This window comes from Micromonospora sp. WMMC264 (assembly GCF_027497275.1).
In the GTDB taxonomy this organism is placed as follows: domain Bacteria; phylum Actinomycetota; class Actinomycetes; order Mycobacteriales; family Micromonosporaceae; genus Micromonospora; species Micromonospora chalcea.
Genome location: NZ_CP114907.1, coordinates 968593 through 993104 on the forward strand (window position 1 = coordinate 968593; position 24512 = coordinate 993104).

A 24512-nucleotide genomic window follows, 5' to 3' on the forward strand; every position below is an offset into this window, starting at 1 on the left:
GGACTAACCTGGCCGTATGCGTCTTTCCGCCCGGGTCGACTATGCCCTCCGCGCGGCCGCTGAGCTGGCCTCGGTCGCGGACGGGACCGCCGAGCGGAGCCGCCCGGTGACCGCCGAGCAGATCGCCCGGTCCCAGGACATCCCGCCGAAGTTCCTGGAGAGCATCCTGCTCCAGCTTCGCCGGGGCGGCATCGTGCACGCCCAGCGTGGCCCCGAGGGCGGCTACTGGCTGGCCCGGCCGGCGAGTGAGATCTCCCTGGCCGAGGTGATCCGCGTCATCGACGGGCCGCTCGCGCACGTGCGCGGCCAGCGTCCGGAACAGCTCGGCTATCAGGGCGCGGCCCGCGCGTTGCAGGACGTCTGGATCGCGTTGCGGGCCAGCGAGCGGGAGATCCTGGAGCTGGTCACGATCGCCGACGTGGCCTCCGGTGAGCTGCCCGGCCGGGTCAACGAACTGGCCGCCGACCCGCGCGCCTGGAGCTGACCGCGCCGTCCGGCGTGTCCTACCAACCGGATGGGGGACTTGACCGGGACCACCTTCGTGCCGCATTGTCGACCAAGTCGATAGGAGATACCGAAAAGTCAGGGGGCGCTCGTGCGCAAGCTGCTGGTCCTCGCCCTCGTCGGGCTCGCCGCGCAACTGGTCGACGGCTCGCTCGGCATGGCGTACGGGCTGACCTCCTCGACGCTGCTCCTGTTCGCCGGTGTCGCGCCGGCCGCCGCGTCGGCCTCGGTGCACCTGGCCGAGATCGGCACCACGCTCGCCGCGGGCGTCTCGCACTGGCGCTTCGGCAACGTCGACTGGCGGGTCGTCGGCCGGATCGCGCTGCCCGGCGCGATCGGCGCGTTCGCCGGGGCGACGTTCCTCAGTTCCATCTCCACCGAGGCCGCCGCGCCGTGGATGGCGGCCATCCTGTTCACGCTCGGCGCGTACCTGCTGGTGCGGTTCTCCCGGCCGCTTCGGGCCACCCGCGCCGCCGGCCGGCTGCGGAGCCGCTTCCTCGCCCCGCTCGGCCTGGTCGCCGGCTTCGTCGACGCCACCGGCGGCGGAGGCTGGGGCCCGGTCGCCACCCCGGCGCTGCTGGTCTCCGGCCGGATGGAACCCCGCAAGGTCATCGGCTCGGTCGACACCTCCGAGTTCGTCGTGGCCGGCGCGGCGAGCGTCGGCTTCCTGATCGGCCTGGGCACCGAGGGCTTCCTGCTGCCCACGGTGGCCGCGCTCCTGATCGGTGGCCTGATCGCCGCCCCGATCGCGGCCTGGCTGGTCCGCATCGTTCCCGCTCAGCTGCTCGGCGCCGTGATCGGCGGCGTGATCGTGCTGACCAACGCCCGCACGCTGCTCAGCGCCGGCGGCGTGAGCGGCTCGGCGCCGGTGGTGGTGTACGCGCTGCTCGGTGTCGCCTGGGTGGTCGCCATTGTCCTGGCGGTGCGGGCGCTGCGCCGCACCCGCCGCGCCCGCGCCACCGTCGAAGCGGCGCTGGCCTCCGCGCGGCCGGCCTCCGCGTCGCCGGCCTCCGCGTCGCCGGCCTCCGCGCCGCCGGCCTCCGCGCCGCCGGTCGAGGCCGCGCCCGTCTCCGCGTCGCCCGCGGAGGCGGGGGAGCCCGCTCGGCCGGGGGAATCCGTCGGGTCGGCAGAGGCCGCGAAGTCGGGGCAAGTCCCGGAGCCGGTGGTCACCGCCGAGACCTCCGAGCCTGCCGAGGCCGCGGAGTCGCGGAAGCTCGCCGCCGCCGTCGAGGGCTGAGCCGCTCGCGTTCCCGGGCCGCGCCATCGCCCAGGAGTGTTCTGTCTCGGCGTGTCGCGCGCCGTAGAGACATGTCCTGCTGACCGATATACCTCAGAGTCATAATTATGACTCTGAGGTATATCGGCTTTCAGGCATCTCTTCTCGTCGGCGTCGGCGTCGGCGTCGGCATCGGCTGTTGGCCGCCGCGCTCCTGCGCCGCCACTCCACCGCGCCGTTTCGCCGCCCCGCCCGGCCCCGCGCCGCCTCGCCCCGCCGCGCCGCCGCGCCGCCGCGCTGCCACGCCCGCGCCGCCCCGCCCGCGCCGCCGCGCCGCCCCGCCCGCGCCGCCGCGCCGCCCCGCCCGCGCCGCCGCGCCGCCCCGCCCGCGCCGCCGCGCCGCCCCGCCCGCGCCGCCGCGCTGCCGCGCCCGCGCCGCGCCGCCGCGCTGCCACGCCCACGCCGCGCCGCCGCGCTGCCCGCCCCGCGCACGCCGCCGCGCTTGTGGGGGTGTCCGGCGGTGACCTAGGCTGACGGAGCGCGGAGCCGAATCATCGACGTCGATGCGTTGACGTCGCCCGTCGCGTCAGGGCACGTATCCGCCGGTCCGGGCAGGCCGGCGTCGTCGCGTGCCTGACCTCCGCGAAAGGCATCTCCGTGCACCTCACCACCCCACGCCGCCGGCTCGCGCTGCTCGCCGCGGCCTCGGCGCTCACCCTGTCGGCCGGCGCGCTCACCACGATGACCGCCGCGGCGGCGGCCGCCGGCTGCCGGGTCGACTACCGGATCACCAACCAGTGGAGCGGCGGATTCGGCGCCGACGTGACAGTGACCAACCTCGGCGACCCGGTCAACGGCTGGACCCTCGGCTGGAGCTTCGCCGCCGGCCAGCAGGTCGTCCAGGCGTGGAACGCGACGGTCAGCCAGTCCGGCGCGCAGGTGAGCGCCCGCGACGCCGGCTACAACGCGGCCATCGGCACCGGCGGCACCGCGAACTTCGGCTTCAACGGCTCGTGGAACAACGCGTCGAACCCGGTGCCGGCCGCGTTCACGCTCAACGGCACGGCCTGCACCGGCGCGCCGTCCACCAGCGCGCCGCCGTCGACGCCGCCTCCGCCCACCACGCCGCCGCCCACCACACCTCCGCCCAGCACACCGCCACCAACCACGCCCCCGCCCACCGACCCGCCGGCCGGGGCGAAGCAGATGGAGAAGCTCGACCGAGGGCTGGTCAGCGTCCGCTCCGGCAGCGGCAACCTCGTCTCCTGGCGGCTGCTCGGCACCGAGACCACCGGTGTGGCGTTCAACCTCTACCGAGGTGGCACCAAGGTCAACGCCAGCCCGATCACCGGCGCCACCACGTACCTGGACAGCGGCGCGGCGGCCGGGTCCGCGTACACCGTGCGGGCCGTGGTGAACGGCGCCGAGCAGGCGGCGTCGGCCCCGGCGCTCCAGTTCGCCAACGGCTACCTGGACGTGCCGATCCAGCCGCCGCCCGGCGGCACCACCCCGGCCGGGGAGGGGTACAGCTACTCGGCGAACGACGCGAGCGTCGGTGACCTCGACGGCGACGGCCGCTACGAGTTCGTGCTCAAGTGGGACCCGTCGAACGCCAAGGACAACTCGCAGTCCGGCTACACCGGCAACGTCTACGTCGACGCGTACACGCTCACCGGCACCCGGCTGTGGCGCGTCGACCTGGGCCGCAACATCCGCGCCGGCGCCCACTACACCCAGTTCCAGGTGTACGACTACGACGGCGACGGGGACGCCGAGGTGGCCATGAAGACCGCCGACGGCACCCGCTCCGGCACCGGTCAGGTGATCGGCAACGGCTCGGCCGACCACCGCAACTCCAGCGGTTACGTGCTCGCCGGCCCGGAGTACCTGACCATGTTCGACGGCCGCACCGGCGCGGCCCTGTCCACAGTCGACTACGATCCGCCGCGAGGCACCGTCTCGTCCTGGGGCGACTCGTACGGCAACCGGGTCGACAGGTTCCTCGCCGGCACCGCGTACCTGGACGGGCAGCGCCCCTCGCTGATCATGGCGCGTGGCTACTACACCCGGGCCGTCGTCGCCGCCTGGGACTTCCGCGACGGCACGCTGCGCAAGCGCTGGACGTTCGACTCGAACGCCTCCGGCAACGGCGCCGCCGCCGGCCAGGGCAACCACCAGCTCTCCGTGGCCGACGTCGACAACGACGGCCGTCAGGAGATCGTGTACGGCGCCGCCACCATCGACGACAACGGCCGGCTGCTGTACTCCACCGGCAACGGCCACGGCGACGCGCTGCACGTCGGCGACCTCGACCCGTCCCGCGCCGGCCTGGAGGTGTTCAAGGTCGACGAGGACGGCAGCAAGCCCAGCTCCTGGATGGCCGACGCGCGTACCGGGCAGATCATCTGGCAGACCGCGCCGAACGGCGACAACGGCCGCGGCGTCTCCGGCGACGTCTGGGCCGGCAGCCCGGGCGCCGAGTCCTGGTCGTCGGCCGTCGACGGGCTGCTCAACACCCGGGGCCAGAACGTCGGGCGCAAGCCGTCGTCGGCGAACTTCCTGATCTGGTGGGACGGCGACCCGGTCCGGGAGCTGCTCGACGCCACGAAGATCGACAAGTACGGCACCGGCGGGGAGACCCGGCTGCTCACCGGCAGCGGCGTCGCCTCGAACAACGGCACCAAGTCCACCCCGGCGCTCTCGGCGGACCTGCTCGGCGACTGGCGGGAGGAGGTCGTCTGGCGCACCTCCGACAGCACCGCGCTCCGGATCTACAGCACGCCGGTCACCACCGGCCTGCGGCTGCCGACGCTGATGCACGACCCGCAGTACCGGGTGGCGGTGGCCTGGCAGAACACCGCCTACAACCAGCCGCCGCACCCGGGCTTCTACCTTGGCGACGGCATGAGCACCCCGGCCGCGCCGAACATCTACCTGCGCTGAAACGACAGGCACCGGGTCGCCGGCCGCGGAATCCGCTCCGCCGGCGACCCGGTGCACCACACCGCAGCATTCCCGACCCGTCCCGACCGGGAATGCCGTACCACCACCGGGGACAAAGTTATGCGTCCCGCGCGACGCTGCGGTGACGTGGCTATGAAGAGCGTGTTTCAGCCCTCCCGGCGCAGCCCGCCCGCCACCTTCTCGGCGATCAGCTCGAACGAGCGGACCCGGTCCGCCACGTCGTACACCATCGTGGTGAGCATCAGCTCGTCCGCGCCGGTGCGCTCCAGCAGTTCCCCGAGCTGCCGGGCCACCGTCTCCGGCGAGCCGGTCGCCTGGCCGTCGCGGCGCTGGGCGACGAACTCCCGCTCGAACTCCGAGTACGGGTACGCTGCCGCCTCCTCCGGCGTGACCAGCGGCTCCGGGCGCCCCGAGCGCAGCTTCAGGAACGACAGCCCGGCCGGCCCGGCCAGCCACTCGGCCCGCTCGTCGGTCTCCGCGCAGACCGCGTTGACCGCCACCATCGCGTACGGCCGGTCCAGCCACTGCGACGGCCGGAAGTGCTGCCGGTAGAGCTGCAACGCCGGGATCGTGTTCTGCGAGCTGAAGTGGTGCGCGAACGAGAACGGCAGCCCGAGCAGGCCGGCCAGCTGCGCGCTGAACCCGCTGGACCCGAGCAGCCACACCTGCGGCGACTGGCCGCGGCCCGGCGTCGCGGTGATCGGGCCCGGCTCGGCGCCGGAGAAGTAGTTCATCAGGTCGGCCAGCTCACGCGGGAAGTGCTCCGCGGACAGGCCCTCCATGGTGCGGCGCAGCGCCAGCGCGGTCACCTGGTCGGTGCCGGGCGCCCGGCCGATGCCCAGGTCGATCCGGCCCGGGTGCAGCGCCTCCAGGGTGCCGAACTGCTCGGCCACCACCAGCGGCGCGTGGTTGGGCAGCATCACCCCGCCCGAGCCGAGCCGGATGGTGCTGGTGTTCGCCGCCAGGTGCGCGAGCAGCACCGCCGGCGCGGAACTGGCGATGGCGGGCATGTTGTGGTGCTCGGCCACCCAGAACCGGCGGTAGCCCAGCTCCTCGGTGCGGCGGGCCAGCTCCGTGGTGTACCGCAGCGCCTCACCGGCGTTGCCGGTCGCCGCCACCGGGGCAAGATCAAGAACAGACATGGGTACGTCGATCACAGCGTGGTGCAACAGGCCACGTGCCGGAATTGTTCCGCCGGGTGCGCTACCCCATACCCCGGGCCTGCTCGAAGATCAGGCTGGTCTGGGTGTGCTGCACCGCCGGATCGACTGCGAGATGATCGAGGACGAAGTCCCGCAGCGCGTCACCGGAGGCGGCCCGCACGTGCAGCACGTAGTCCTCCGCGCCGGCCACGTGGAACACCGACACCACCCCTGGTAGCCGCACCGACCGGGCCCGGAACGCGTCCACGGCGGCCCGCTCGTGCGCGGTCAGCCGCACCGACACCAGCGCCTGCAACGGCAGCCCCACCGCCGCCGGGTCCACCTCGGCGTGGAACCCGCGGATCGCCCCGCACTCGCGCAGCGCCCGGGTACGCGTCAGGCACGTCGACGGCGCCACCCCGACCCGCTCGGCCAGCGCGTTGTTCGGCAGCCGGCCGTCGGCCGCCAGCTCGGTGAGGATCGCGCGGTCGACGTCGTCCAGGCCGGCGAACGGCCGTACATCATTCGGTGCGGCAGGCATGTGACCATCCTTCACCGAATCACCGCTGGGCGAAAGCGTGATTGCCAGAATCTTCTTCGCTGCTATTGCCTCTAGCCATCGTCATGTTCGACGCTTCCGGCATGACTTCCGTGGACACCGCAGCCGTACACGCCGGGCGCGCCGACCTCGCCGGGCTCGGCGTCCACGTCCCGCCGATCGACCTGTCCACCACCAACCCGCTGCCCTCGGTGGCCGGCGGCGGTGACGACTACGAGACGCTCGCCACCGGTGGCACCCTCCCGGCCGGCGGCAGCGCCGTCTACCAGCGCCTCTGGAACCCCACGGTGGCCCGGTTCGAGACCGCGCTCGCCCAGCTCGAAGGCACCGCCGAGGCCGTCGCCTTCGCCAGCGGCATGGCCGCGCTCACCGCCGCCCTGCTCGCCGCCACCCGCGACGGCAACCGCCACATCGTCGCAGTCCGCCCCCTCTACGGCGGCACCGACCACGTCCTCGCCACCGGCCTGCTCGGCACCGAGGTCACCTGGGCCACCCCCGCCGACGTGGCCGCCGCGATCCGCCCCGACACCGCCCTGGTCGTGGTCGAGACCCCCGCGAACCCCAGCCTCGACCTGGTCGACATCGCCGCACTCGCCGACGCCGCCGGTGACGTCCCGCTGCTCGTCGACAACACCGTCGCCACCCCGGTGCTCCAGCAGCCCGCCCGCCACGGCGCCGCGCTCGTGCTGCACAGCGCCACCAAGAGCATCGGCGGCCACGGCGACGTCCTCGCCGGCGTGATCGCCTGCGCCCCCGAGTGGGCCGCCCGGCTGCGCCAGGTGCGCGCCGTCACCGGTGCCGTCCTGCACCCGCTCGGCGCGTACCTGCTGCACCGCGGCATCCAGACCCTTCCGCTGCGCGTCCGCGCCCAGCAGGCCGGCGCCGAGAAGCTCGCCGCCTGGCTCGCCGGTCACCCCGCCGTCGAGCGCGTCCACCACCCGTCGCTGCACGACCCGGCCGGGCTGGTCGGCTGGCAGATGTCCGGCACCGGCAGCCTGCTCGCCTTCGAGGTACGCGGTGGCGCGCCCGCCGCGGCCGAGGTCGCCGGCGCCTGCGAGCTGATCACGCACGCGGTGTCGCTCGGCGGCGTCGACACGCTGATCCAGCACCCAGCCTCGCTCACCCACCGGCCGGTCGAGGGTGACGCGAAGCCCTGCGGCGGGCTGCTGCGCGTCTCGGTCGGCCTGGAGGACCCGGAGGACCTGCGGGCGGATCTCGCGCAGGCACTGTCGCGGATCTGACGCCCGCCGGCCGGCCGGGTCGGCGGCGCGGGCCGGTCACGACTTCGGGCCGACGTGCTGGTCGAGGGCGGCGACCGCCTCCCGGCGGGCCACCGACAGGGAGTTGGGGCGGTTCATCCGCCAGGCGATGCCGAGCCGGTCGAGGGCCTGCTGGCACAGGCCCATGATGTCGGCCGACTCGTTGTGGAACATGTAACGGGGATAGACGTACTCCTTTTCCCGGACGACGACGCGGTTGGCGAAGCGGCACCCGTCGGAGTGGAAGAGGCCGCGCAGGAAGTCGCCCGCCTGAGCCTCGACGATGGGGCGCTGCCAGTCCGCCAGGACGATCGGGCGTTGGTGCTTCTTGCCGGGTCCGTGCTGTGGGAACAGGCACGGCCAGTGCTTGCCGTAGCTCTGCACGCTGACGCAGCCCGGATGTTGGACGCGCTGGACCTTCGCCGCCAGGACCCGCCGCATGGCGTCGTCGCAAGCCTCGATCAGCCCGGGCCAACTGTCACTGCAGGAGATCCGGAGCACCGGCACCCGTGCCCTGGTCACGAGATGCCCGTCGCCCAGGTAGAGCCCGAGGAGATAGGCATAGGCCGCCGGATCTGTCGGAACGCGGACACCCTCGCGGCAGCGGAAACACCGCAGCGCGGTGCCGTGCTCCCTCGACTCCGGCCGATCCCTGCACCAGTGCCAGACGGTGCGGTAGTTGAGGCCCACTGCGCGGGCCGCCTCCGCGACGGTGGCCCCGGACAGGAAGGCCTGACGTGCTCGCGCGCGTATCTCGGGTGGATGCACGCGGACATCTTCGAACGCGCGTACGACAGTTTCGGTGTCCCCGGTGGGATTCGAACCCACACTGTCGGAGGTTTGAGCTCCGTTTCTCTACCGGTTGGAATACGGGGACAGGCTCGCGCGACGCTCTCGCGTCGTGCCATAGGTTACCTACTACGCTAGGGGCGGCGACACCCGGCAGGGCGGGTGTCGGGCTCGAACCGGTGGGAGTGGCTCGTGGGCGAGATGCAGGCGGACGCCGAGCGCAAGCGCGTTCTGATCGCCGAGGACGAGGCGCTCATCCGGCTGGACCTGGCCGAGATGCTCGTCGAAGAGGGCTACGAGGTGGTCGGCGAGGCCGGCGACGGCGAGACCGCCGTCAAGCTCGCCGAGCAGCTCAAGCCCGACCTGGTCATCCTCGACATCAAGATGCCGATCATGGACGGGCTGGCCGCCGCCGAGCGGATCGCCGGCGCGCGCATCGCCCCGGTGATCATCCTGACCGCGTTCAGCCAGCGTGACCTGGTGGAGCGGGCGCGGGCGGCCGGCGCGATGGCGTACCTGGTCAAGCCGTTCCAGAAGAGCGACCTGGTGCCGGCGGTCGAGATCGCGCTGTCCCGCTACTCGGAGATCGCCGCGCTGGAGTCGGAGGTCGCCGGCCTCACCGACCGGCTGGAGATCCGCAAGACCGTGGAGCGCGCCAAGGGCGCGCTGATGACCACGTACGGCATGACCGAGCCGCAGGCCTTCAAGTGGATCCAGCGCACCGCGATGGACCACCGGATGACCATGAAGGAGGTCGCCGAGCGGATCCTCGCCGAGACCGCCGGCGGCGAGGTGGAGCAGCCGGCTTCCTGACCTGCCGGAAGGTGCCCGATCGATAGGATCGGGTCCATGCCTTCCGTGCGCGTCCGGCCGGCGCTCGCCGCCGTGACCGCTGCCGCGTCGCTCGTGGCGGCCTGTCACGCCACCCCGCGGCCGCTGCCCGTGCCGGTGCCGGTGCGCCCGGAGTGGCGGGCCGTGGAGCTGGCCCTTCCCGACGGTGCCGCAGGCCGCCCGGTGCCCCGGGACGCGGCGCGCTGTGCCGGCCGCTGGTACGTGGTGGGCGGGCTGGTCGACGCGGCGGGGGAGACCCGGCCGGCGGTGTGGTCCTCATCGGACGGCGTGACCTGGTCGCCGATTCCGGTGCGCGCGCAGACGTTCTACGGCCGTCAGCACGTGCTCTACGCGGTAGCGTGCCGCGACGACGGGATGGCGGCGCTGGGTGCGAAGACCGGTGGTGTGCACGGCAATCCGCGTACCGGGACGTGGGTCTGGCGTCCGGGTGGGCCGGTGCGGGAGGTGCCGGCGGCGTTCGAGTTGTTCGGTGGCCCGCGCGCGGTGAGCGCGTCGCGGCTGGCGGCGGGGCCGGGTGGGTGGTTGGTCGCCGGGTCGCGCGCGGACGGCGCGTCGGTGTGGGCGTCGCCGGACGCCGAGGGGTTCGTCCTGCGTGAGGGCGTGGCGGAGCTGGCCGGTGACGGCCGGGGCCGGACGGCGGCGTACGACGTGGCGGCGGTGGGCTCGGGTTGGCTGGTGGTGGGGTCGTTGCTGCCGCCCGGCGGTACGGCCCGGGTTCCGCTCGCGTGGTCCTCGGCCGACGGCCGGGTGTGGCGGCGCGCGGCGTTGCCGGTGCCGGCGGGCGCCGCCGGGGCGGCGGAGCGGGTGGTGCCGGCCGACGGCGGGCCGGTGGTCCTCGGGCCGGTGGGTGACCGGTTCGCGGTGTGGCGCGGGTGCGACGACTGCGGCTCGCCATCGACCGGTTCGGCGGGTGCGGCGCAGGGGTGGCGGCGGGTCGGCGGGTTCGGTACGGCGGGTCCCGGGGTGTCGTCGGTGGACGCGCTCGCGGCGGCGGGTCGGCGGCTCGTCGCGGTGACCGGTGACGGGGCTCAGCGACGGCTCTGGATGTCGCGTGACGGCGGCGCGTCGTGGCTTCCGGTGATCACTCCGGTGCCGGTGCCGGGCGGTGGCGACGCGGCGCTGGCGGTGGCCGTCGGCGACGACGGGCTGTTCGTGGTCGCCGACGACGGGAAAACGTCCCGTGCCTGGTGGGGGGCGTTGCCGGCCATCGATCGGTAGCGGGTGATCGCCGATGGGCCCGTTACCGAGGAATAGTTGGTGAAAGCCTTTCCCCGCCTACGGTTCTTACGGCGATCGGCTTGAATCCGCCACCGCGTGTAACGGTTCGGTCAACCCCGCTTTCCAGGTCTTACGCCACCGCTTCCGGTGGGATAACGTCCCGGCCCAGACCGGCGACGACGGTCTTGGTTCGTCCACCCCGCAAGGGCCAATCAGCGGCGGGTGGTTCGGATCATGGACGGAGGAGGGTTCGGGCCTTGAGGCAGAAGCTCGCACGCGTGATCGGCGGGGTCGCCATGCTGGCGCTCGTCGCCGGTGGCACCGCTTGTTCCAGCGGCAGCGACGATGAGGGTTCCGGGGGCAGCGCCTGCGGGAGCAAGATCGCTTTCTTCGGCGCGCTGACCGGTAGCTCGGCCGCGCTGGGCATCAACGAGAAGAACGGCGTCAAGCTGGCCGTCGACAAGTACAACAAGGAGAACCCGGACTGCAAGGTGGAGCTCGCCGAGCTCGACTCGCAGGGCAGCCCGGACCAGGCGCCGGGTCTGGCCCAGAAGGCGATCGACGACACCAAGATCCTGGGTGTCGTGGGTCCGGCCTACTCGGGCGAGTCCGAGGCCGCCGGTCCGCTGTTCAACGAGGCCGGTCTGGTCACCATCACCCCCTCCGCGACCCGTCCCAGCCTCGCCGAGCAGGGCTGGAAGACGTTCTTCCGCGCGGTCGGCAACGACCTGAGCCAGGGCCCCGCCGCCGGTAACTACATCAAGAACGTGATGAAGGCCGACCGGGTCTACGTCATCGACGACCAGTCCGCGTACGGCGCCGGCCTGGCCGACGAGGTCAAGAAGGTTCTCGGCGCCTCGGTCGTGGGCAGCGACAAGGTCCAGGGCGAGGGCAAGCAGACCGAGTTCTCCGGTGTGGTCACCAAGGTCAAGGCCGCCAACGTGAAGGCGGTCTTCTACGGCGGTTACTACCAGGAGGCCGGCCTGATCCGTAAGCAGCTCACCGCTGCCGGGGTCACCGCTCCGCTGGTCGCCGGTGACGGCGTGAACGACGGCGCGTACATCACCTCCGCCGGTGCGGCCGCCGCCGAGGGCACCATCCTCACCTGCCCCTGCGCTCCGTCCACCGAGGCGCGCGGCACCTTCGCCGCCGACTTCAAGGCGCTCAACGGCACCGACCCGGGCACCTACAGCGACACCGCCTACGACGCGGCGAACATCCTGCTGGCGGGCATCAAGGCCGGCAAGAGCACCCGCGCCGACCTGCTGGAGTTCGTGAAGGGCTACAGCGGCGAGGGCGTTGCCGCCAGCTACAAGTTCGTCGAGGGCGGCGAGCTCGACCCGGCGCAGGTCAAGGTCTGGGCGTTCAAGGTGCAGGGCGGCAAGGTCGTCCCGGACCAGGAGATCCCCAAGTCCTGATCGTTCGATCGCTGGACTGGCGATTGAGTAGTGATCGCGGGTGCGGCCGGGAGCTGGCTCCCGGCCGCACCCTCTTTTTCTCTTGAGCGACGGAGCGTCCCTCCCTTGGACTTCGACGGATTGTTCTCCAACTTCGGGGAACTCACCACGACCGGCTTGACGCAGGGCGCCATCTACGCCCTGGTCGCGCTCGGCTACACGCTTGTGTACGGCGTGCTCAGGCTCATCAACTTCGCCCACTCCGAGGTCTTCATCGCCGGCGCGTTCGCCGCGATCTGGACCTGGAACGGATTCGGACTCGACCAGAACTCGCAGGTCAGCGGCCTCGGCTCGATCCTGTTCTACCTGCTGGTGGCGATGATCGTGGCGGCCATCGCCTCGGCGGGCACCGCGACGGTGATCGAACGGGTGGCGTACCGGCCGCTGCGCAAGCGCAACGCGCCGCCGCTGGCGTTCCTCATCACCGCCATCGGCGCCTCGATCGCCATCTCCGAGGCGTTCGGCGTCTACACCCGGCGGCGGCCGGAGGGTGCGCCGATCCTGGTCAGCTCGGAGCCGCTGTTCCACATCGCGGGGGTGCCGATCGACGCGGTGCAGCTGCTCACGATCGGCTCCGCGCTGGTGATGATGTTCGCGCTGGACCAGTTCATCAACCGCAGCCGTACCGGCCGCGGCATCCGGGCGGTGGCTCAGGACGCCAACACGGCGGCGCTGATGGGCGTCAACAAGGACCGCATCATCCTGATGGTCTTCATCGCCGGTGGCACCATGGCCGGCGTCGCGGGCCTGCTCTACGACGTGCGGATCCAGACGCTCACCTACAGCGTCGGCTTCCTGCTGGGCCTCAAGGCGTTCACCGCGGCGGTGCTCGGCGGTATCGGCAACCTGCGCGGCGCGCTCGTCGGCGGGTTGCTGCTCGGCGTCGTGGAGAACTACGCCGCGGGCCTGTTCGGCAGTCAGTGGAAGGACTTCGCCGCGTTCGCGGTGCTGGTCGTGCTGCTGATGTTCCGGCCGACCGGTCTGCTCGGCGAATCACTGGGGAGGGCACGCGCATGACGACCACCATCGACCCGCCGGAGCGGCGGGAGACGGCGGCGGACAAGCTGCGGCAGGGCCGGCACGCGATCTCGGAGCGCTGGCACCACGCGCCGCGCTGGGTGCGCTGGGTGCTGCTGGTCGCGGTCATCGCGTTCTTCTACGCGCTGCCGAACAAGGAGTTCTACCAGTACCTCGGGCCGATCCCGACGCCCGGCGCGAACTTCACCCAGGTGATGTTCACGGTCTCGATCTACGTGCTGCTGGCGGTCGGCCTCAACATCGTGGTCGGCTTCGCCGGTCTGCTCGACCTCGGCTACTTCGGCTTCTTCGCCGTCGGCGCGTACACGGTGGCGGTGCTGACCTCGCCGAGCAGTGACCTCAAGACGCTGTGGCCGTGGCTGGCGGTGGTGCCGATCGCGATCGGCCTGACCATGGTCTCCGGCGTGATGCTCGGCACGCCGACGCTGCGTCTGCGTGGCGACTACCTGGCGCTGGTGACGCTCGGCTTCGCCGAGATGATCCGGATCGCTGCGGTCAGCTCCGAGTTCCTCAAGGGACAGCGCGGCTTCAACCAGATTCCGCACCCGCCCGGCCAGTACGCCGACGGCCGGCCGTGGTTCGGCGTGCTCGACGCCCGCCCGTACTACTGGCTGGTGCTCACGCTGATCATCCTGGTGGTGATCGGGGTGCGGAACCTGACCCACAGCCGGGTCGGCCGGGCCTGGATCTCGATCCGTGAGGACGAGGACGCGGCCCAGCTCATGGGTGTGCCGACGTTCAAGTTCAAGCTGTGGGCATTCGCCTCCGGCGCGGCCATCGCCGGCCTGGCCGGCGCGTTGTTCGCCGGTAAGCAGAACTTCGTCAACTCGCAGAACTTCGAGCTGCTCAACTCGATCATCATCCTGGCCGCCGTCATCTTCGGCGGCTCGGGCAACATCGTCGGTGCGATCGTCGGCGGCGGCCTGGTCGCGTACATGATCGAGCGGTTCCGCGGCATCGAGCTGTTCGGCATCGAGCTGTACGAGTACCGGTTCCTCTTCTTCGGTCTGGTGCTCGTGGTGATGATGATCTTCCGGCCGCAGGGCCTGATCCCGAACCGGCGACGAGCGGCGGAGTTCAAGGACCGCCGCAAGGAGGTGATCGTCGGTGAGTGACACCGAGCAGACCCCGGCAGTTCCGGCCCAGGCGGCGGCCCCCGCCGTCGAGACGGTCGACAAGCGGGAGCCGTTGCTGGAGGTCGACCACGTCACGCTGCGCTTCGGCGGCGTGGTGGCCCTCAACGACGTGGACTTCACCCTCTACAAGGGGGAGATCCTCGGTCTGATCGGACCGAACGGCGCCGGCAAGACCACCTGCTTCAACGCGATGACCGGCATCTACCAGCCCACCGAGGGGCAGATCCGGTTCCTGGGCCAGAAGATCAGTGGCAAGAAGCGCCACCAGATCACCCGGATGGGCATGGCCCGTACGTTCCAGAACATCCGCCTCTTCCCGGAGATGACCGCGCTGGAGAACGTCCAGGTCGGCGCGGACGCGCACCACAAGACCAGCGTGATCGCCGCCCTGCTGCGCCTGCCGCGGCACTGGAAGGAGGAGCGCGAGGGCCGGGAGAAGGCCGAGCGCCTGCTGGAGTTCGTCGGCATCAGCAACCGGATGCACGAGTTCGCCCGCAACCTGTCCTACGGCGAGCAGCGCCGGCTGGAGATCGCCCGCGCGCTGGCCACCGACCCGAAGCTGCTCTGCCTGGACGAGCCGGCCGCCGGCTTCAACCCGGCGGAGAAGGAGGAGCTGTTGCAGCTCATCCGGCAGATCCGGGACCAGGGCGTGACGGTGCTGCTGATCGAGCACGACATGCGCCTGGTGATGGGCGTGACCGACCGGATCGTGGTCCTGGAGTTCGGAAAGAAGATCGCCGAAGGGCTGCCCGCCGAGGTGCGGGACAACCCGAAGGTGGTCGCGGCGTACCTGGGGGTGCCGGACGATGCTGCTTGAGATCGAGGACGTGAGCCTGCTCTACGGGCGGATCCAGGCGCTGCACGGCATCAGCCTGACCGTGGACGAGGGGGAGATCGTCGCGCTGATCGGCGCGAACGGCGCCGGCAAGTCCACCACCATGCGGGCGATCTCCGGCATCCGGCCGGTCGCCTCCGGCACGATCAAGTTCGCCGGTGAGGACATCACCAAGCTCCGCGCCGACCTGCGGGTCCGGCGCGGGCTGTGCCAGGCGCCCGAGGGCCGGGGCATCTTCCCCGGCATGACGGTGCTGGAGAACCTCGACATGGGCGCGTACACCCGGCGCGACAAGGCCGGCATCGCGCAGGACCTGGCCCGGGTGCTGGACCTGTTCCCGCGGCTGGCCGAGCGGCGCAAGCAGGCCGGCGGCACGCTCTCCGGCGGTGAGCAGCAGATGCTCGCGGTCGGCCGGGCGCTGATGAGCCGGCCGAAGCTGCTGCTGCTCGACGAGCCGTCGATGGGTCTCGCGCCGATGCTGATCCAGCAGATCTTCACGATCATCACGGAGATCAACCAGCAGGGCACCACGATCCTGCTGGTGGAGCAGAACGCCCAGCAGGCGCTGGCGCGCGCCCACCGGGCGTACGTGCTGGAGACCGGCCGGATCGTCAAGAGCGGCACCGGCGCGGACCTGCTGCACGACCCCTCGGTCAAAGAGGCCTACCTCGGCGTGGCCTGACCGACCGACCCCTCGCAATAAGGAGTACAGCCATGTTCCACCCCAACCCCGGACGGCGGGCGGCGCTCGGCGTCGCCGGTGCGGCCGTCCTGCTGCTCTCCCTCGCCGCGTGCGGCGAGAAGGAGAACTCGGCCGAGCCGGGCGACGGCCCGTCGGTGTCCGCCACGGCCGACTCCAACCTGGCCGCGAAGGTGCCGGACGCCATCAAGGCCGACGGCGTGATCAAGGTCGGCACCGACTCGACGTACGCCCCGGCCGAGTTCCTGGACCAGGACGGCAAGACCGTGGTCGGCTTCGACGTCGAGCTGTTCAACGCGGTGGCGCAGAAGCTCGGTCTCAAGGCCGAGTACGAGTCGGCGCCGTTCGACGCGATCCTGCCCGGTGTGGGTTCGGGCAAGTACGAGGTCGGCGTCTCGTCGTTCACCATCAACGCCGACCGTCTGAAGACGGTCAACATGGTGAGCTACTACTCGGCGGGCACCCAGTGGGCGACCAAGAAGGGCAACCCGGCCGGGGTGGACCCGGAGAACGCCTGCGGCAAGAAGATCGCCGTGCAGGTCGGTACGGTCCAGCTCGACGACATCACCGCCCGGTCGAAGAAGTGCACCGACGCCGGCAAGCCGGCCATCAAGATCGACCAGTACCAGGCGCAGAGCGACGCCACCGCCGCCGTGGGCAGTGGCAAGAACGACGCCATGCTGGCCGACTCCCCGGTCGGCGCGTACGCGGTGAAGCAGAGCAACGGCCAGCTGGAGGTGCTCGGCGACATCTACGAGTCGGCGCCCTACGGCTACGCGGTGAACAAGGAGCAGCAGGCGTTCGCCGAGGTGCTCAAGGAGGCCGTGCAGGCGGTCATCGCCGACGGCAGCTACAAGGCGGCGCTCAGCAAGTGGGGTGTCGAGGGCGGCGCCATCACCAACGCTGAACTGAACCCGTCGGTCTGACCATGTCGGCCGACACATCCGGACGGGCACGGCCAGAACCGATCAAGGCCGTGCCCGTGCGGCACCCCGGGCGCTGGGTCGGCGTGGCGGTCATCGCCGTGCTGGTCGCGATGTTCGTGCACATGCTGGTCACGAACTCCGCGTTCCAGTGGTCGTTCATGGTGGACGAGATGTTCCGTCCGCCGATCATCGAAGGGCTGCGCGGCACCATCCTGCTGCTGATCACCTCGATGGTGATCGGCATCGGCCTGGGCATCGTCATCGCGATCATGCGGCTGTCGCCCAACCCGGTGCTGCGCGGCGTGGCCTGGGTGTACACCTGGTTCTTCCGGGCGGTGCCCCGGCTGGTGCTGGCGATCCTCTTCGGCAACCTCGGCATCCTCTGGTCGCGGCTGGAGTTCGGTCTGCCGTTCGACAGGCAGATCGGCGCCCTGTTCGGGTTGCACGACTTCGAGGCCCGGCTGTTCGGGTTCAGCGCGGTGGACATCCTGACCGGCTTCGTCGCCGGCATGCTGGCGCTGGGCCTTTCCGAGGCCGCGTACATGGCCGAGATCGTCCGGGCCGGCATCCAGTCGGTGGACGAGGGGCAGACCGAGGCGGCTCAGGCGCTGGGCATGAGCCGGGCGCAGATCCTGCGGCGGATCGTGCTGCCGCAGGCGATGCGGGTGATCATTCCGCCGACCGGCAACGAGACCATCGCGATGCTCAAGGACACCTCGCTGGTGGCCTTCGTGCCGGTGTCGATGGAGCTGTTCTTCCAGCTCAAGGCCGTCGGTTCCCGGACCTTCCAGCCCTTCCCGATGTACGTCGCGGCGACGTTGTGGTACCTGCTGCTGACCAGCGTCCTGCTGGTGGGGCAGTACTACCTGGAGCGGCACTACTCCAAGGGGTTCGGGCGCAGCGGGCGGGCCCGGCAGCGGCTGCGGAATCTGACCGCCGAGAGCGGCAGTACCACGAGTGGGACGGCGCAATGACGGACATGACCGCTTCCCCGCAGACGCCGGCCGCCGAGTTGATGGTCCGGGCCGAGCAGGTGCACAAGTCGTTCGGGCCGCTGGAAGTGCTCAAGGGCATCGACCTGGAGGTCCGCTCCGGCGAGGTGTGCTGCCTGCTCGGGCCCTCCGGCTCCGGCAAGTCGACGTTCCTGCGCTGCATCAACCACCTGGAGAAGATCGACGCCGGCCGCATCTGGGTCGACGGCGACCTGATCGGCTACCGGGAGCGCGGCGGCAAGCTGTACGAGATGCGCGACCGGGACGTGGCCGCGCAGCGCCGTGCCATCGGCATGGTGTTCCAGCGGTTCAACCTGTTCCCGCACATGACGGTGCTGCAGAACGTCATGGAGGCGCCGGTGCTGCTGCGCCAGGCCAAGAAGGCGGAGGCCCGCGAGCACGCCGCGCAGTTGCTGGACCGGGTGGGGCTGGGCGACAAGCTCGGCGCGTACCCCGGTCAGCTCTCCGGCGGCCAGCAGCAGCGGGTGGCGATCGCCCGGGCGCTGGCCATGCGGCCGAAGCTGATGCTGTTCGACGAGCCGACCAGCGCGCTCGACCCGGAGCTGGTGGGCGAGGTGCTGGACACGATGAAGGACCTGGCCCGCGACGGCATGACGATGATCGTGGTGACCCACGAGATCGGCTTCGCCCGCGAGGTGGGCGACCACCTCGTGTTCATGGACGGCGGCGTGGTGGTCGAGCAGGGGGACCCGCGCGAGGTGATCTCGGCGCCGAAGCACGAGCGGACCAAGGCGTTCCTGGCCAAGGTTCTCTGACCTCGGCCTCCGGTGCGGCGCGCGCCGCACCGGAGGCCGGAGTTGTCGGGCGTACGGACTAGAGTCGCAGCCGTGACAGCTACGACGCCGCGCCTGCTCCTCGTCGACGGACATTCCCTGGCATACCGGGCGTTCTTCGCCCTGCCTGTGGAGAACTTCTCCACCACCACGGGGCAGCCGACGAACGCCGTCTACGGCTTCACCTCGATGCTGATCAACGTGCTGCGCGACGAGCAGCCGACCCACATCGTCGTGGCGTTCGACGTGTCCCGCCGCTCCTTCCGCACCGAGAAGTACTCCGAGTACAAGGCCGGCCGCAGCGAGACCCCGACCGACTTCAAGGGCCAGGTCAGCTTGGTCAAGGAGGTCCTCGCCGCGCTGCGCGTGCCGGTGGTCGAGAAGGAGGGCTACGAGGCCGACGACGTCATCGCCACGCTCGCCTGCCAGGCTCGCGACCAGGGCATGGACGTGCTGATCACCACCGGCGACCGGGACGCGTTCCAGCTCGTCGGCGAGCGGGTCACGGTGCTCTACCCGCGCAAGGGCGTCTCCGACCTGGCCCGGATGGACCCGGCCGCGGTCGAGGCGAAGTACGGCGTCGCCCCTGATCGCTACCGCGACCTGGCCGCGCTGGTCGGCGAGACCAGCGACAACCTGCCCGGCGTGCCCGGCGTCGGCCCGAAGACCGCGGCCAAGTGGATCAACCTGTACGGCGGCGTCGAGGGCGTGGTGGCCCGCGCCGACGAGATCAAGGGCAAGGCCGGCGACAGCCTGCGCGAGCGGCTCGCCGACGTGATCCGCAACTACGAGATCAACTGCCTGGTCTCCGACCTGGAGCTGCCGGTACGCCCCGAGGACGCCCGCTGGCAGGGCTGGGACCGCGAAGCGGTGCACCAGGTCTTCGACACGCTCCAGTTCCGCATCCTGCGCGACCGCCTCTACCAATACCTGGAAGCGGTCGAGCCGGAGGCCGAGGCGGGCTTCGACCTGGACGGCGCGGTGCTCACCGAGCCGGGCGCGCTCGCGGGCTGGCTCGACACGCACGCCCCGGCCGGCGCGCCGGTCGGCCTGGCGGTCACGCTCGACACCGGCCCGAACCGCCGCCACACCGCCACCGTGACCGGGATGGCGCTGGCCACCGCCGCCGGCGCGGGCGCCTGGTTCGACCCGAGCCGGCTGGACGCCGGCGACGAGGCCGCGCTGGCCGGCTGGCTGGCCGACGCCGAGCGCCCGAAGGTGCTGCACGACAGCAAGCCGGCGGTGCTGGCGTTCGCCGCGCACGGCTGGGAGCTGGAGGGCATCGCCCGCGACACCCAGATCGCCGCCTACCTGGCCCGCCCCGACCAGCGCTCGTACGACCTGACCGACCTGGCGCTGCGCTACCTGCACCGGGAGCTGCGCGTCGATGCGCCGGAGACCGGTCAGCTCACGCTCGACGGGTTCGGCGACGAGGGCGCGGCCGAGCAGAACCTCATGCTCCAGGCCCGCGCCACGCTCGACCTGGCCGACGCGATCGACGCCGAGCTGTCCCGCGACGGCGAGCAGTCGGCCCGGCTGATGGCCGGCGTGGAGCTGCCGCTGATGCGGGTGCTCGCCGCGATGGAGCGCACCGGCATCGCCGCCGACACCGACTACCTCTCCGAGCTGGAGGCGCACTTCGCCGCCGAGGTGAAGGCCGCCGCCCAGAGCGCGTACGAGGTGGTCGGCCGCGAGTTCAACCTCGGGTCGCCGAAGCAGTTGCAGGAGATCCTCTTCACCGAGCTGGGCCTGCCCAAGACCAAGCGGATCAAGACCGGCTACACCACCGACGCGGACGCGCTCCAGTGGCTCTACGCCCAGACCGAGCACCCGCTGCTGCACCACCTGCTGCGCCACCGCGACGTGGCGAAGCTCAAGTCGACTGTCGACGGCCTGCTCAAGTCCGTCTCCGACGACGGCCGGATCCACACCACGTTCAACCAGACGGTGGCGGCGACCGGGCGGCTGTCGTCCACCGAGCCGAACCTGCAGAACATCCCGATCCGCACCGAGGAGGGTCGCCGGATCCGCCGCGCGTTCGTCGTCGGCGAGGGCTACGAGTGCCTGCTCACCGCCGACTACAGCCAGATCGAGATGCGGATCATGGCGCATCTGTCCTCCGACGACGCGCTGATCGAGGCGTTCAACTCCGGGCACGACTTCCACGCCGCCACCGCGTCCTCCGTCTTCACCGTCGAGGTCGCGGACGTCACCGCCGACCAGCGCCGCAAGATCAAGGCGATGAACTACGGCCTGGCGTACGGGCTCAGCGCGTTCGGCCTGTCCCAGCAGCTCGGCATCAGCGCCGAGGAGGCGCGCGGGCTGATGGAGAACTACTTCGCCGGGTTCGGCGGGGTGCGTGACTACCTCCAGGAGGTGGTGGCCCGCGCCCGCCAGGACGGCTACACCTCCACCATCCTGGGCCGCCGCCGCTACCTGCCCGACCTGGTCAGCGACAACCGGCAGCGCCGGGAGATGGCCGAGCGGATGGCGCTCAACGCCCCGATCCAGGGTTCGGCGGCCGACATCATCAAGGTCGCGATGCTGCACGTCGACAGCGCGCTGCGCGAGGCCGGGCTGCGGTCCCGGATGCTGCTGCAGGTGCACGACGAGCTGGTCTTCGAGGTCGCGCCGGGCGAGCGGGAGGCGTTGGAGGCGCTGGTGCGCAAGCAGATGGGCGAGGCGTACCCGCTGTCGGTGCCGCTGGAGGTGTCGGTGGGCGAGGGCCGCGACTGGAACAGCGCCGACCACTGACACCCCGCCGCCGTCCCACCCGCGCCACCACCCGCCCGCCCCGGCGGTGATCAAGGAGTTTGTGTCCCCGAACGGGCTCTGGCGTGACACAAACTCCTTGGTCACCTCACAGGAGGCGACGGCGACGAGAGGAGGGGCGAGTGCGCAGGGGCGGCGGCCTGGAGGGCGGCGGCCAGGCGGTCGCGGACGGCCACCTGGGCCGCGATCCGGGCGTCCAGCACGGCCAGCCGCTCCCGGCCGACCCGCAGCCCGGCCACTGACGGCGGCGCGGACGCCACGTCCCCGTCCAGGCAGGGCAGGAAGACCCGCACGTCGTCGAGCGTCAGCCCGGCGTCGAGCAGGTGACGGATGTTGCGGACCCGGGTGACCACCGCGTCGTCGTACTCGCGGTAGCCGTTCGCGGCCCGGGCCGAGGCGATGAGCCCGTGTTCCTCGTAGTGCCGCAGGGCACGCGGCGTGCAGCCCGTCGCCTTCGCCACCGCGCCGATCCGCACCGCCGTCACCGTCCTCTCACGCGACCACCGCGCCCCCGTCCACCGGCAGCACCACGCCGGTGACGAAGCCCGCCTCCGGCTCGCACAGCCGCCGGATCGCCCAGGCTACGTCCTCCGGGCGGCCGATCCGGCCCGCCGGGGTGTGCGCGAGTTGCCAGTCCCGCACCGCCGCTCGACCTTCGGAGGACAGGCCACTGTGCACGCCGATCGGCGTGTCGATCGCTCCGGGCGCCACGGCCACCACCCGGACGCCGCGCGGCGCGAGTTCCACCGCCCAGCTGCGGGTCAGCGAGTCCAGCGCGGCCTTGCCGGCCGCGTACACCGAACTGCCCGGCCAGGCGCGCAGGCCGACCGACGTGGTGACGTTGACCAGCACACCGCGTGTCGCGGCGAGCGCCTCGACGGCGGCGTGCGCCAGCCGGACGGGCGCGAGGAGGTTCGTCTCCAGTTGCCGCCGGGCGGCGTCCTCGTCCAGATCCGCCAGCGGCCCGCCGCCGGCCACGCCCGCGTTGTTGACCAGGACGTCCAGGCGGCCGTACCGGTCGAGCGCGGCGCTGACGATCCGGCCGGGCCCGTCGGGCGCGGTGACGTCGGCGGTCAGTGGCGTGATGTCCGGCCGGCCGGCGGCGGTCTCCGACAGCGGCGCGGCGCGCCGGCCGACGGCGACGACGGCGTACCCGGCGGTGGCGAGGGCGTGTGCGGTGGCCCGGCCGATGCCGGTGCCCGCACCGGTGACCACGGCGGCCCGTGGTGTGCGGCGTTCCATGCCGGCATCGTCCGACCCTGCCGCCTGCGGCAGGGTCAAGTCAGAGGCCGAGCAGGACGGGCATCGCGTTTACCGCGCCGTGCACCACGAGCAGCGGCCACATGCGGCGGTACCGCGACCACAGGTAGCCGAGGAACAGCCCGGCGATCCCCTGGTTCACGATCACCGACGCCAGGTCGACGGCGGGACGGCCGCTGCCCTGGATGGCCACGTGCCAGACCGCCCACACCAGCGACGCGAGCACGATCGCCGGCCAGCGTCCCAGCAGCGACTCCCACCGGGTCTGCAGCCACCGCCGGTAGAAGACCTCCTCCAGCAGCGCGTTCACCGCGAAGGCCACCAGCAGCGTGACGGCCAGCTCGACCGGCGTGACGGTCCGCCCCCAGTCGCTCGCCGGCACGGCCAGCGGCGTCGCGTAGCTGAGTGCCAGCCACACCGCCACCGGCAGCGCCGGACCCCACCGGTGGGCGGCGTCCGCCGGGGCCGGGCCGGGCGACCACCGTGGCGGCCGGCGGCGCGCGGCGAGGAACACCACAAGGGGTACGCCGAGCAGCAGCGCGAGCTTCAACACCGTGTACGCGGGTTCGCCGCCCAGCAGCGGCATGACGGCGGCGAACGCGATCCCGGCCAGCAGCAGCGGCACCGCCTCGCGGTACGGCGCGACCAGGTCCGGCCACCTCGGGTCGGGCGCGGGCGGGATCAGCCGGATCAGCGCGATCCCGGCCAGCGCCGGGATCCAGCGGCTCCACATCGGCACGGTGCCGTCGTGGTCGGCGCTGTACCTGACGCCGGTGTTGCCGGTTGCCACCAGGAAGACTGCCGCGACGGCGATCAGGCCGAGGCCCGCCAGGAGGACCACCCGTCCGGCGCGGGGATGACGGCCGGCGGTCGGGACGTCTGTCGTCATCGCCGGCACGGTACCAACGCGCGGCGAACGACCCGGGCGGCTCAGCCCTTGAGCGGGTCGTGCCCCCAGTTCATCAGCGACCAGCGCCACCTGGTGTCCCGCACGTCCCCGGACGGCCGCTGGGCGAGGTGGCGGTGGACGTACCCGATCACCTTGCGCATGTGCTTGTAGTCGGCGGCGGTCAGGTCGGCGCGTTTGCGGCGCAGCAGGTCGACGATGCGCCGGCCGGAGTCGTGCCCGACCGACTCGCCGCCGGCGGTGCCCTTCTTGTGCCAGCCGACGTGCTTGGACTCCTCGGTCTCCAGCCAGCGGGACAGCTCACCCGGCTTCATGTTCACCGCGTCGGTGAACTCCCGGTACGTCTGCTGCGGGTCCTCAGCGCGACTCATGGCGCAGCACCTCCGGGCGGTGGGCGACGTCGCGGCCCGAGTCGTCGTTGGTGATCCGGTACTGCGGCTGCTCCGGCGAGGCGTTCACGGTGTGCCCGCGGACGTGGGTGCGCTCGGTCAGCTTCTCCTTGACCACCCCGTACGCCCGGCCGCTGTGGCTGGCCCAGGAGACGTGGTCCCCGGCGTGGAACTCCTTCTCGGCCATGCCGCCCGGTTACCCGGAGTGGATACCGAGTAACGGCGTCGTCAGGGCCGGATCTCCGCGATCGGCAGCTTGATCGCGAAGGGCTCGGGCAGCTCGATCACCTCGCTGCTGTCGTCCACCAGCTCGTACTGCCGCTCGCCGCCCGGGCCGATCCGGTCACCGAGGCGGTACGCGTAGAGGTGCACCGGATCCTGCTCGATCCGCCAGTAGAAGGGGATCCCCGCGGCGGCGTACTCGCCCGGCTTGGCGAACCGGTCGACGCGCCGGGTGCCGGGGGAGACGATCTCGACGGCCAGGACGACGTCCGCCGGTCGCAGGAGGGACCTGTCGCTCGGCAGCCCGGCGTGGTGGAGCAGGACGTCCGGTCGGCGGCTGGCGTCGACGTCCAACCCGATGCTCACTGCCTGGGTCGCACGCAGATACGCCGGCGCGTGGGATCGCAGCCACCAGGTCAGCAGGGCGGCAGCGTCAGCAGTTCCTCCACCATGTGGTCGGCACGCTGTTGCCGAAGCGGGTCCGGACGCCATGGAGAGGATGGTGTCGCGATCGGCTCGGCGCTCACCAGGGCAACGTAGGGGCGCTACCGCCGCCCCGATCGCACCGCGCGTCCGTCCGG

Annotated in this window: 25 protein-coding genes and 1 tRNA gene; 16 read left to right on the top strand and 10 right to left on the bottom strand. The window is 71.8% G+C overall.

From position 1 onward, the window contains the following. Nucleotides 1–16 precede the first annotated feature (16 nt). From O7542_RS04610 to O7542_RS04625, 4 genes are all read left to right on the top strand, one after another. Nucleotides 17–484 (top strand): Rrf2 family transcriptional regulator, encoded by a 468-nt coding sequence (locus O7542_RS04610; protein WP_043329564.1) that lies wholly within the window; start codon nucleotides 17–19, stop codon nucleotides 482–484. A 111-nt stretch (nucleotides 485–595) separates the two neighbouring features. After that, nucleotides 596–1741: a sulfite exporter TauE/SafE family protein gene (locus O7542_RS04615; RefSeq protein ID WP_281605744.1), complete on the top strand. Its 1146-nt coding sequence runs from the start codon at nucleotides 596–598 to the stop codon at nucleotides 1739–1741. Between the two features lie 178 nt (nucleotides 1742–1919). Further along, on the top strand, nucleotides 1920–2249 hold the full coding sequence (locus O7542_RS04620; protein WP_281605745.1) for a hypothetical protein: 330 nt from the start codon (nucleotides 1920–1922) through the stop codon (nucleotides 2247–2249). A gap of 128 nt (nucleotides 2250–2377) precedes the next feature. Further along, nucleotides 2378–4663 (top strand): cellulose binding domain-containing protein, encoded by a 2286-nt coding sequence (locus O7542_RS04625; protein ID WP_210888472.1) that lies wholly within the window; start codon nucleotides 2378–2380, stop codon nucleotides 4661–4663. Between the two features lie 167 nt (nucleotides 4664–4830). On the opposite strand, the gene O7542_RS04630 is transcribed toward O7542_RS04625, so the two are convergent. Continuing rightward, a complete protein-coding gene (locus O7542_RS04630; RefSeq protein ID WP_205797685.1) occupies nucleotides 4831–5826 on the bottom strand; it encodes an LLM class flavin-dependent oxidoreductase in 996 nt (331 codons plus the stop codon). Between the two features lie 61 nt (nucleotides 5827–5887). Then, nucleotides 5888–6367 (bottom strand): Lrp/AsnC family transcriptional regulator, encoded by a 480-nt coding sequence (locus O7542_RS04635; RefSeq protein ID WP_030503801.1) that lies wholly within the window; start codon nucleotides 6365–6367, stop codon nucleotides 5888–5890. 83 nt (nucleotides 6368–6450) lie between these two features. Between O7542_RS04635 and O7542_RS04640 the strand changes: the two genes are divergently transcribed. Further along, a complete protein-coding gene (locus O7542_RS04640; protein WP_281605746.1) occupies nucleotides 6451–7626 on the top strand; it encodes a PLP-dependent aspartate aminotransferase family protein in 1176 nt (391 codons plus the stop codon). 36 nt (nucleotides 7627–7662) lie between these two features. Here the strand turns inward: O7542_RS04640 and O7542_RS04645 are convergent, their stop codons facing one another. Further along, nucleotides 7663–8412: a helix-turn-helix domain-containing protein gene (locus tag O7542_RS04645; protein WP_069089064.1), complete on the bottom strand. Its 750-nt coding sequence runs from the start codon at nucleotides 8410–8412 to the stop codon at nucleotides 7663–7665. A gap of 35 nt (nucleotides 8413–8447) precedes the next feature. Beyond that, nucleotides 8448–8521, bottom strand: a tRNA-Leu gene (locus tag O7542_RS04650). Nucleotides 8522–8625: 104 nt separating this feature from the next. Between O7542_RS04650 and O7542_RS04655 the strand changes: the two genes are divergently transcribed. The 11 genes from O7542_RS04655 to polA all read left to right on the top strand — a co-directional run bounded on the left by O7542_RS04655 (nucleotide 8626) and on the right by polA (nucleotide 21135). Beyond that, complete coding sequence (locus O7542_RS04655) at nucleotides 8626–9246, top strand: response regulator (RefSeq protein WP_043331122.1); 621 nt, start codon at nucleotides 8626–8628, stop codon at nucleotides 9244–9246. Between the two features lie 36 nt (nucleotides 9247–9282). Further along, nucleotides 9283–10503 (top strand): hypothetical protein, encoded by a 1221-nt coding sequence (locus tag O7542_RS04660; RefSeq protein WP_281605747.1) that lies wholly within the window; start codon nucleotides 9283–9285, stop codon nucleotides 10501–10503. 257 nt (nucleotides 10504–10760) lie between these two features. Then, nucleotides 10761–11921: a branched-chain amino acid ABC transporter substrate-binding protein gene (locus O7542_RS04665; RefSeq protein WP_281605748.1), complete on the top strand. Its 1161-nt coding sequence runs from the start codon at nucleotides 10761–10763 to the stop codon at nucleotides 11919–11921. A gap of 105 nt (nucleotides 11922–12026) precedes the next feature. Beyond that, the gene (locus O7542_RS04670) at nucleotides 12027–12977 is read left to right on the top strand and encodes a branched-chain amino acid ABC transporter permease (RefSeq protein WP_043329571.1); all 951 of its coding nucleotides are present in this window, start codon (nucleotides 12027–12029) and stop codon (nucleotides 12975–12977) included. After that, nucleotides 12974–14113: a branched-chain amino acid ABC transporter permease gene (locus tag O7542_RS04675; RefSeq protein WP_030503807.1), complete on the top strand. Its 1140-nt coding sequence runs from the start codon at nucleotides 12974–12976 to the stop codon at nucleotides 14111–14113. Before O7542_RS04670 ends, O7542_RS04675 begins: the two co-directional genes overlap by 4 nt. Nucleotides 14114–14186: 73 nt before the next feature. Continuing rightward, entirely contained in the window at nucleotides 14187–14951 is a 765-nt protein-coding gene (locus O7542_RS04680) for an ABC transporter ATP-binding protein (protein WP_181373817.1), read from the top strand. Continuing rightward, entirely contained in the window at nucleotides 14941–15651 is a 711-nt protein-coding gene (locus O7542_RS04685; protein WP_043329572.1) for an ABC transporter ATP-binding protein, read from the top strand. Before O7542_RS04680 ends, O7542_RS04685 begins: the two co-directional genes overlap by 11 nt. Nucleotides 15652–15683: 32 nt before the next feature. Next, the gene (locus tag O7542_RS04690; protein ID WP_104114974.1) at nucleotides 15684–16595 is read left to right on the top strand and encodes an ABC transporter substrate-binding protein; all 912 of its coding nucleotides are present in this window, start codon (nucleotides 15684–15686) and stop codon (nucleotides 16593–16595) included. A 2-nt stretch (nucleotides 16596–16597) separates the two neighbouring features. Beyond that, nucleotides 16598–17569 (top strand): amino acid ABC transporter permease, encoded by a 972-nt coding sequence (locus O7542_RS04695; protein WP_043329574.1) that lies wholly within the window; start codon nucleotides 16598–16600, stop codon nucleotides 17567–17569. Continuing rightward, a complete protein-coding gene (locus tag O7542_RS04700; protein ID WP_281605749.1) occupies nucleotides 17566–18363 on the top strand; it encodes an amino acid ABC transporter ATP-binding protein in 798 nt (265 codons plus the stop codon). Before O7542_RS04695 ends, O7542_RS04700 begins: the two co-directional genes overlap by 4 nt. 72 nt (nucleotides 18364–18435) lie before the next feature. Beyond that, on the top strand, nucleotides 18436–21135 hold the full coding sequence (polA, locus tag O7542_RS04705) for a DNA polymerase I (RefSeq protein WP_281605750.1): 2700 nt from the start codon (nucleotides 18436–18438) through the stop codon (nucleotides 21133–21135). Nucleotides 21136–21236: 101 nt separating this feature from the next. Here polA and O7542_RS04710 read toward each other — a convergent pair whose 3' ends face one another. From O7542_RS04710 to O7542_RS04735, 6 genes are read right to left on the bottom strand one after another with little or no spacing between them, the layout of a single operon-like run. Then, nucleotides 21237–21638, bottom strand: a complete 402-nt coding sequence (locus O7542_RS04710) for a MerR family transcriptional regulator (protein ID WP_281605751.1) — start codon at nucleotides 21636–21638, stop codon at nucleotides 21237–21239. 7 nt (nucleotides 21639–21645) lie between these two features. Beyond that, nucleotides 21646–22395: an SDR family oxidoreductase gene (locus O7542_RS04715; protein ID WP_281605752.1), complete on the bottom strand. Its 750-nt coding sequence runs from the start codon at nucleotides 22393–22395 to the stop codon at nucleotides 21646–21648. A gap of 40 nt (nucleotides 22396–22435) precedes the next feature. Then, nucleotides 22436–23302: a CPBP family intramembrane glutamic endopeptidase gene (locus O7542_RS04720; RefSeq protein WP_113972498.1), complete on the bottom strand. Its 867-nt coding sequence runs from the start codon at nucleotides 23300–23302 to the stop codon at nucleotides 22436–22438. 41 nt (nucleotides 23303–23343) lie between these two features. Beyond that, nucleotides 23344–23691 carry a DUF3140 domain-containing protein gene (locus O7542_RS04725; protein WP_043329580.1) on the bottom strand — a complete coding sequence of 116 codons (348 nt, stop codon included), beginning with the start codon at nucleotides 23689–23691 and terminating at the stop codon, nucleotides 23344–23346. Further along, the gene (locus O7542_RS04730; protein WP_043329581.1) at nucleotides 23678–23896 is read right to left on the bottom strand and encodes a DUF2945 domain-containing protein; all 219 of its coding nucleotides are present in this window, start codon (nucleotides 23894–23896) and stop codon (nucleotides 23678–23680) included. The genes O7542_RS04725 and O7542_RS04730 overlap by 14 nt, the downstream gene beginning before the upstream one ends. A 41-nt stretch (nucleotides 23897–23937) precedes the next feature. After that, nucleotides 23938–24423 carry a Uma2 family endonuclease gene (locus tag O7542_RS04735; protein ID WP_281605753.1) on the bottom strand — a complete coding sequence of 162 codons (486 nt, stop codon included), beginning with the start codon at nucleotides 24421–24423 and terminating at the stop codon, nucleotides 23938–23940. Nucleotides 24424–24512 lie beyond the last annotated feature (89 nt).

Bases quoted from the DNA above. Each gene is read 5' to 3' on its own strand.
- O7542_RS04610 (WP_043329564.1), top strand. From the start codon at position 17: ATGCGTCTTTCCGCCCGGGTCGACTATGCCCTCCGCGCGGCCGCTGAG.
- O7542_RS04630 (WP_205797685.1), bottom strand. From the start codon at position 5,826: ATGTCTGTTCTTGATCTTGCCCCGGTGGCGGCGACCGGCAACGCCGGT.
- O7542_RS04635 (WP_030503801.1), bottom strand. From the start codon at position 6,367: ATGCCTGCCGCACCGAATGATGTACGGCCGTTCGCCGGCCTGGACGAC.
- O7542_RS04640 (WP_281605746.1), top strand. From the start codon at position 6,451: ATGTTCGACGCTTCCGGCATGACTTCCGTGGACACCGCAGCCGTACAC.
- O7542_RS04660 (WP_281605747.1), top strand. From the start codon at position 9,283: ATGCCTTCCGTGCGCGTCCGGCCGGCGCTCGCCGCCGTGACCGCTGCC.
- O7542_RS04675 (WP_030503807.1), top strand. From the start codon at position 12,974: ATGACGACCACCATCGACCCGCCGGAGCGGCGGGAGACGGCGGCGGAC.
- O7542_RS04685 (WP_043329572.1), top strand. From the start codon at position 14,941: ATGCTGCTTGAGATCGAGGACGTGAGCCTGCTCTACGGGCGGATCCAG.
- O7542_RS04690 (WP_104114974.1), top strand. From the start codon at position 15,684: ATGTTCCACCCCAACCCCGGACGGCGGGCGGCGCTCGGCGTCGCCGGT.
- O7542_RS04695 (WP_043329574.1), top strand. From the start codon at position 16,598: ATGTCGGCCGACACATCCGGACGGGCACGGCCAGAACCGATCAAGGCC.
- O7542_RS04700 (WP_281605749.1), top strand. From the start codon at position 17,566: ATGACGGACATGACCGCTTCCCCGCAGACGCCGGCCGCCGAGTTGATG.
- O7542_RS04715 (WP_281605752.1), bottom strand. From the start codon at position 22,395: ATGGAACGCCGCACACCACGGGCCGCCGTGGTCACCGGTGCGGGCACC.
- O7542_RS04720 (WP_113972498.1), bottom strand. From the start codon at position 23,302: ATGACGACAGACGTCCCGACCGCCGGCCGTCATCCCCGCGCCGGACGG.
- O7542_RS04725 (WP_043329580.1), bottom strand. From the start codon at position 23,691: ATGAGTCGCGCTGAGGACCCGCAGCAGACGTACCGGGAGTTCACCGAC.
- O7542_RS04730 (WP_043329581.1), bottom strand. From the start codon at position 23,896: ATGGCCGAGAAGGAGTTCCACGCCGGGGACCACGTCTCCTGGGCCAGC.
- O7542_RS04735 (WP_281605753.1), bottom strand. From the start codon at position 24,423: ATGGCGTCCGGACCCGCTTCGGCAACAGCGTGCCGACCACATGGTGGA.